The sequence below is a fragment of the Neochlamydia sp. TUME1 genome (assembly GCF_000813645.1).
Taxonomy (GTDB): Bacteria; Chlamydiota; Chlamydiia; order Chlamydiales; family Parachlamydiaceae; genus Neochlamydia.
This window is the reverse complement of the sequence record NZ_JRXI01000168.1, coordinates 1-7,733: the sequence shown is the minus strand read 5'-3', so window position 1 is coordinate 7,733 and position 7,733 is coordinate 1. Positions and strand designations below refer to the sequence as shown.

Here is a 7,733-nt window from a genome sequence, read left to right as displayed (position 1 = left end):
TATTAATATATTCTTTCAGTCTATCAATCCTTCATGGCTTCCTTATGCTTCCCTCAATTGGTTTATTCCTAATGCCGAATGGTATACGCAAGATTTAGAGCTTTTAGACTTAATAGATCTTGTTTTGTGCCGTACTCAAGAAACACAAAGGATTTTTGAAAACTTAAAGCTAAAATGCTTTTTCTTAGGCTTTACAAGTCATGATTGTTATCTCTCCCATATAAAAAAAGACTTTTCTTTGTTTTTTCATTTAGCAGGAGGAAGTGAGCAGAAAGGAACGCAGCCGATAGTAGATAGCTGGTTACGTAATTCTTCTTTTCCTTTATTAATTATCCTTAAACATTTTTGCACTGTTAGACCGCGCCAAGCTAACTTGCATTGGATTACTCACCGAGTAGAAGAGCCTACACTAAGAGATTTGCAAAATAGCTGCGGAATTCATTTATGTCTCAGTGAAACGGAGGGTTTCGGTCATTATATTATGGAAGCCCTATCAACTAGGGCGGTAGTCGTCACGGTAGATGCTCCTCCGATGAATGAATTTATCAAGGATCCACGTTGCCTTGTTCCCTTCAAGGCCTGTAGCCCACAATTATTAGGAACAAACTATTATGTGGATCCGGTACAGCTTGAGGTGGTTATTAATAATCTAAAAGAGTTACCTATCAAAGAGTTAAGGAGAATAGGCTTAGAAAATAGAGCCATGTACTTAAAGAAAACCTACCAATTTACTAACAGCCTGAAAAAATTGATAGATAGCGTTAAATAAAAAAGCAATTTTAAAGATAAGGGGAACTAATGAATGCTATCTGCCTTATTCGTTCAAGCGGCTCCTTGCCTATCTATGCACTTAAAAAAGTATGTTTAAAGTATGTTCTTAAATAAAGAAGAGGGTAATAAGCAGCTTACTCTCTTTTAAGTAACAATATACCTTTTTAAAGTGCCTGCCCTCTTCTATCTTTATGCTTGCATTAGTAAGGCCATTTCCATTGACGAACAAGCGGCATGTCGTCTCCATATTTAGTGATATATTCTTCATGTTCGATAAGCTTATTATGGATATCTTGCTTAATATAGGCTGCTAGATAGCCTAACTTGGGTACTCGATCGATCACGTCTCCTACGAGGCTAAAGCGATCGATTTGATTGCGCACACACATATCGAAAGGGGTTGTAGTTGTGCCTTCTTCTTTATATCCACGCACATGAATATTCTCATGATTAGTTCTGCGGTAGGTAAGTCGATGAATGAGCCAAGGGTAACCATGATAGGCAAAAATGACAGGTTTATCCGTGGTAAATAATTCATCAAAATCTTTATCAGATAATCCATGCGGATGCTCGGTGGGATTTTGGAGCTTCATCAAATTGACAATATTAACTACTCGAACTTTTAGCTCAGGGATTTGTTGGCGAAGAATATCTACAGCGGCTAGAGTCTCTAGTGTGGGCACATCACCAGCACAAGCCATCACTACATCAGGAACATGTCCACGATCGTTACTGGCCCATTCCCAAATTCCTATGCCTGCTGCACAATGTTTAATAGCAGATTCCATGTCTAAGTATTGCAATGCCGGTTGCTTGCCTGCAACGATCACATTCACATAGTTTCTACTACGTAAACAGTGATTGGTAACAGATAATAAGGTATTAGCATCGGGTGGAAGGTACACACGTACGACCCCAGCTTTTTTGTTCATCACATGATCAATAAAGCCTGGGTCTTGATGGGAAAAACCATTGTGATCTTGTCGCCAAACGTGGGAGCTTAGCAAAATGTTAATCGATGAAATAGGTGCACGCCAGTGGATAGAGGAGGTGGTGGTATGTAGCCACTTAGCATGTTGGTTGAACATAGAATCTATAATATGAGCAAAAGCCTCGTAAGTAGAAAAGAAACCGTGCCTGCCTGTTAAAACATAGCCCTCCAGCCAGCCCATGCATGTATGTTCACTTAATATTTCCATCACGCGCCCCTCGGCAGATAACTCACTACCATCTTCATCTTCGGGAAGATAATCAGCCATCCAACTTTTTTTGAGACTTCATAGATGGCATCTAAGCGGTTGGAAGCCGTTTCATCAGGACCCATCACGCGGAAGTTATGTAAATTGTTTTTCATTACATCGCGTAAGAATTTTCCCATGATACGGGTGGACTCAGCTTCAACCTGGCCAGGTTTTTCAATTTCAAGGGTATACTCGCGGAAATCAGGCATTTTTAATTCTTTGCGGAGTAAGCCTCCATTAGCATGGGGATTATCTCCCATACGACGTTTCCCTTGAGGAGCTAAAGCAGCAAGCTCCGCGAGGAATCTTCCATCTTCATCAAAAAGCTCTTCAGGACGATAGCTTTTCATCCATTTCTCTAATTGCTGTATATGCGCAGGTTTAACAGCCATATTGGATAAAGGAACTTGGTGGGAGCGCCAGAACCCTTCAGTTTTTTTGCCATCGACTTCTTGTGGCCCTGTCCATCCTTTAGGAGTTTTAAGAATGATCATAGGCCAGCGTGGACGCTCGATAAGTTGGTTTTTACGCGCATCTTCTTGAATTTTCTTAATTTCTGCTATGACAATGTCAAGTGTATGAGCCATATTTTGATGCATCTGATAAGGATCGGAACCCTCGATTACATAAGGTTTGTAGCCATATCCCTCGAAAAGGCTCTTTAGCTCTTCAGGACTGATTCTAGCTAGGAGAGTAGGATTAGCTATTTTATATCCGTTGAGGTGAAGGATAGGAAGAACAGCACCATCTTTTGCTGGATTAAGAAATTTGTTAGAATGCCAGGAGGCGGCAAGCGGTCCTGTTTCTGCTTCTCCATCTCCCACTACGCATGCCGCAATAAGGTCGGGGTTATCAAAAACAGCCCCGTAGGCATGAGAAAGTACATAACCTAACTCTCCTCCTTCATGAATAGAGCCGGGAGTTTCGGGGGCTACATGGCTAGGTATTCCACCAGGAAAAGAAAATTGCTTAAAAAGTTTTTTCAAGCCCTCTTCATCAGAAGAAATGTTAGGGTAATATTCACTATAGGTTCCTTCCAAATAAACGTTGGCTACCAGGCCTGGACCGCCATGACCGGGTCCTGCTAAGTAGATCATATTTAAATCTCTAGCTTTAATCAGGCGATTTAGGTGCACATAAATGAAATTTAAGCCTGGGGTTGTTCCCCAGTGACCTAATAGGCGAGGCTTAATATCTTCAATAGTAAGGGGACGTTTAAGAAGCGGATTATCAAGCAGATAAATTTGCCCAACAGAGAGATAATTACTTGCCCGCCAATAAGCATCCATTTTATAAAGCTCTTCCTCTGTTAAGGGGCCGCCTTGGCAAATGGTACTAGGAATTTCTCTTACCATACTTTCTCCTTAAAAATCCTGTAGTTATTTTATTCATACAACTAGTAATTTATTTAATTCAATGGAGGATTAAAGAAAAGCTGTAGTTAAAGTTTGAATAAAATAACTGAAAATTTTTTTTGACTTAAGCCACTAATAATGAAACGTAAATGTAGGTAAAAGAGAATGAAGGTAGTGCCAATAATTAAAGCCATTTATTTAAGCTGGGATGGAAAGATAGACTGAGCATTAACAAAAATAAATAGAAAAAAGGGATAAATTTCACAATTACACTTTAAGCTTAATGAAGAAGAAGGGTATAAAAAGAGCCTTATGTAGAAAGATAAGCTATCGCCTTGCTAAACAACCCTTTACTATAATTTATTTGCCAAGCTAATCAAGTAGGCTTATTTTTTTCGTATCTTTTAAAGGTAGGAAGCTGAATTAAAGCTTAGTGTTTTTGTATCCCATCCACTGTCTAACCTCATCTCATTTACTTCTTTTCCCTAAGCTAGTGCGGGAAAAGTTAAAAGAAGTTCGATCTCCTATCGTCTATCTCCAATCGTTGAGGGCATGAAAAAAACACAAGGAAAAGACTATTGCATCTTAATTAAGCGAGCGATTCTTTTTGAAGCGTAGGTAAGAATAAAATCAGCGCCTGCTCGTTTGATGGACAAAAGGCTTTCCATAAAAGCTTTATCTGCATCTAACCATCCTTTTTCCGCAGCAGCCATGATCATGGCATATTCCCCACTCACATGATAGGCAGCAAGAGGCAGAAGAGTTTTTTCTCGGATAATAGAGATAATATCTAAGTAAGCTAAGGCAGGTTTAATCAAAAGCATGTCCGCTCCTTCCGCTTCATCTAAAATAGATTCAAGAATGGCTTCTCGGCTATTGGCAGGATCCATTTGATAAGTTTTTTTATCACCAAATTTAGGAGCAGAATGGAGTGCTTCACGAAAGGGGCCATAGAAAGAGGAGGCATATTTGGCTGCGTAGGATAAAATATTTACCTCTTTAAAGCCTGCTTTATCTAAATTTTCACGAATGTATCTTACACGTCCATCCATCATATCACTTGGGGCAACAATGTCAGCACCAGCTTGTGCTGCAAGGATAGACATTTCTCCAAGCATGTAAAGGGTAGGGTCATTGAGGATATGGCCTGACTCGTTTACAATTCCATCATGACCATGGCTAGTGTATGGATCTAAAGCAATATCGACTATTATACACATCTCAGGGATCGCTTGCTTTAAGGCTTGTATAGCTCGAGAGAGTAAATTATGAGGATTTATGGCTTCTTTACCTAAGTTATCTTTTTTTTCTTCAAGGATAACAGGAAAAAGATCAATGGCACGAATACCTAATTGATAAAGCTCAGTGGCTTCTTTGACAAGCAGATCCACAGAGATGCGGCAGATGCCAGGCATGCTGGCAATCATCTCTTGGCGTTGATGGCCTTCTATGATAAATAATGGAGCGACCAGCTGATGAGGAAGGAGATGGTTTTCTTGGATAAGAGAGCGTATAGCAGGACTTTTGCGATTGCGGCGAGGGCGAATGGCTAAATCGACATGATGGCTGCTAATAAGGGAGTCTGGGAGTAATGGACGCATAAATAGCTTTCCTTAATATTTGGCATATTTTTTAGGCATTTATAACCTTTATAATACGAAAAAATATAGAAGCTGCTAATCCCTGTCAATATGGATGAAATTTATTTTGACCAATGAGTCTAAAGAATCTTATGATGGAGCAAACAAATGAGAAATTTGTGAAGGCTTATAACCTCCAAGGAGGGGAAATATAAATCTTTTTAGTAGAATTAAAGCATTATATTCCCGTTTGCTATCCTTCGATAATTTTTTTAAAGCTTAGAGGCTCTTACTTTACTTTTGAAATAAAACGCTTAGCATTTACATAGAAAGCTTGCTTCTTTAGCAGGAAGGATAGATCCTACCTCAAGTTGTTGTTTAATCTACTAAAAAACCTTATCAAGAAATTAATTATCTAAAACTGTTTTCAAAAGAATAGGTTTTTGCCTGGGCTGGTGGTTAAATTTTTTTAAGAGAGGAGGGAGGATTGACCCTTGAAGCATGGAAAATTTTAGAGGCTTAGCCTTAGGTGTTTTAAAAGGACAATTTTTTGCCATCTTAAGATGAAAAGAGGAATAGGGAAGATAGGCGAGCTAGAAAGAATAAAAAACATTAAAAAATTAAAATGATGAGGATGTCATGATACCTATTTCAGTCACTATCTTGACCAAGAATAGCTGCCAATACCTGGCTCAAGTGTTAGATAGTGTAAGTCTTTTTGATGAAGTCCTAATTTATGATACGGGATCTGTAGATGATACTATAAAGATAGCAAAAAGTTACTCTAATGTGCGTGTTATCTTAGCTACTTTTGAAGGATTTGGTCCTACTCATAACAAGGCTTCTGCTTATGCAAAACATGATTGGATCTTATCTTTAGATAGTGACGAACTTGCGACACCAGCGATGATTCAAGAAATTTTAGCAACTTCTTTGCAAGAAAAAGTAGTTTATTCTTTCCCACGACACAATTATTTTAATAATAAGTTTATTCGCTGGTGTGGTTGGTATCCAGATCGTCAATATAGGCTTTATAATAGAAAAGAAACAGGCTTTACTAATGTTCAAGTGCATGAAGCTATCATTGTCAAACATATGCAACATGTACCTTTAAACAGCCCTCTTATTCATTATTCTTATAATTCTATCGCTGACTTTTTAAGTAAGATGCAGACCTATTCGACATTATTTGCTGAGCAGAACAAAGGTAAAAAAACTGCCTCCTTATCTAAAGCTTTGACGCATGGTATCTTTTCTTTCCTTAAGAGTTATATCCTTAAAAGAGGGTTTATGGGTGGATATGAGGGATTTATAATCTCTGCTTATAATGGACATACCGCTTTTTATAAATATCTTAAACTTTACGAAGCTAATCGTAAAGATGGCTAAATCCATTCTCAAGGTTAAAAAAATAGAAAGGTGGAGTTGAACTTTTTAATCTTTAAGACAGACGAGAATACCGCTTGTGAACTACTTCTTATGCAGCCCCGTATTTTATAAACGTTCTTTTGTTAAGGAGCAAGACAGCTTGCAGAGGATTAAATATATAGACTATGTTTTTTAAAGCGTATAAGAGTAATACGAGGCTAAAAATTTATCTTCATTAGCCTACAGCATGGCTAGCAAAAGCCTTTTGTTTCTTTTTAGCCCTTCTTTAAATTAAAACAAGGTTTATTATTCTATGGGTGGGAAACGCTGCCTTATTTCCTCTGGAATATTTTCGAGTGGATTTCCTTGTGTTTTAAGGGAGAGAAGTTGAGGTAATTGGTCTATTGATGTAGGAAGGGTGTTAAGGTGGTTATAGCTTAAATCAAGGTTTTGCATCGGAAAAAGCTGCCTCATTGCTATCACGAAGGAGGTGAGCTGGTTATGACTTAAGCTAAGAGAATACAACTGAGAGAATAGACCGCTTTCCATAGCAAAAGAGGTCAATTGATTATGGTTGAGATAAAGCCACCCTAGCCCAGGTATCAAACCTATTTCCCTTGGAAGAAAAGATAGTTGATTTTGGTTTAAGTTAAGCGAATATAGTCGCGACAGCTGCTGGATTTCTTTTGGAAGAGAGACGAGATGATTGTTACTTAAGTTAAGATGTCGTAGCCAATGTAAGTCACCTATTTCTTTTGGAAGGCAGGTGAGTTGGTTTTCGTTTAAATTAAGGGAAATTAACTGAAGAAACAGGCCGATTTCTTTAGGAAGAAAGGTAAGGTAATTTTGACTTAAATTAAGGTTTTGTAGCAGAGTCAATTGTCCTATTTCTTTTGGAAGAAAGGTCAGTTGATTTTGGCTTAAATTAAGAGAAACAAGAGCAGAAAGCATGCCTATTTCAGGGGGTAAATAAGTTAAACCTAATCTAGATAAATCTAATACTTTGATCCCTTTGCCATAGCTTTCAATCCACTGACTAAAAAGCTTACCTTTTTCTTCCAAAGATAAAAGCTTAATTTCTTCTTGTGCTAAGTATTCCTTTCCTTCAGGAATTTTTTCCCAGATAAGCAGGCGATTAATGTTTAAGAGATAGGAAGAATAGTTAGCAAGCGTCAAATATCTTTTTTCTTCCGTTTTATTTTTAAACTCTAAAGGAGAAAGAGATTTAGCTAAGGTAAAAACTTGCTTAAAGATTCGATCCACTTTCTCTGCAGTAGCCAATTTAGAGTCTAATTGATAAATCTTGTCCAAGAGATGAGTTCGCTGCTTTTCATTTCCATTGATGACATGCATAGCTGCTATTTTTTTATAAAGGGAGGGCAAAATTTCAATAGCCACAAGCTCTCTCCATCTTTTAC

General features: G+C 38.0%; 4 protein-coding genes and 1 pseudogene. 2 read left to right on the top strand and 3 right to left on the bottom strand.

Going from position 1 to position 7,733, the window contains the following annotated elements:
* On the top strand, window positions 1-769 hold a 769-nt coding region (locus DB41_RS11950), incomplete at its 5' end, for a glycosyltransferase (RefSeq protein WP_039386158.1).
* Between the two features lie 202 nt (window positions 770-971).
* Here the strand turns inward: DB41_RS11950 and DB41_RS07945 are convergent.
* Both DB41_RS07945 and hemB read right to left on the bottom strand, forming a co-directional pair.
* Window positions 972-3,367, bottom strand: a pseudogene (locus DB41_RS07945) (phosphoketolase).
* Between the two features lie 575 nt (window positions 3,368-3,942).
* Entirely contained in the window at window positions 3,943-4,968 is a 1,026-nt protein-coding gene (hemB, locus tag DB41_RS07940) for a porphobilinogen synthase (protein WP_193365247.1), read from the bottom strand.
* A 618-nt stretch (window positions 4,969-5,586) separates the two neighbouring features.
* Between hemB and DB41_RS07935 the strand changes: the two genes are divergently transcribed.
* Window positions 5,587-6,336 (top strand): glycosyltransferase family 2 protein, encoded by a 750-nt coding sequence (locus tag DB41_RS07935; protein WP_039386157.1) that lies wholly within the window; start codon window positions 5,587-5,589, stop codon window positions 6,334-6,336.
* A 285-nt stretch (window positions 6,337-6,621) separates the two neighbouring features.
* Here DB41_RS07935 and DB41_RS10865 read toward each other — a convergent pair.
* On the bottom strand, window positions 6,622-7,733 hold a 1,112-nt coding region (locus tag DB41_RS10865), incomplete at its 5' end, for a hypothetical protein (RefSeq protein WP_052244026.1).

Coding starts and splice junctions, on each gene's coding strand:
- hemB (WP_193365247.1), bottom strand. CDS start 4,968: ATGCGTCCATTACTCCCAGACTCCCTTATTAGCAGCCATCATGTCGAT.
- DB41_RS07935 (WP_039386157.1), top strand. CDS start 5,587: ATGATACCTATTTCAGTCACTATCTTGACCAAGAATAGCTGCCAATAC.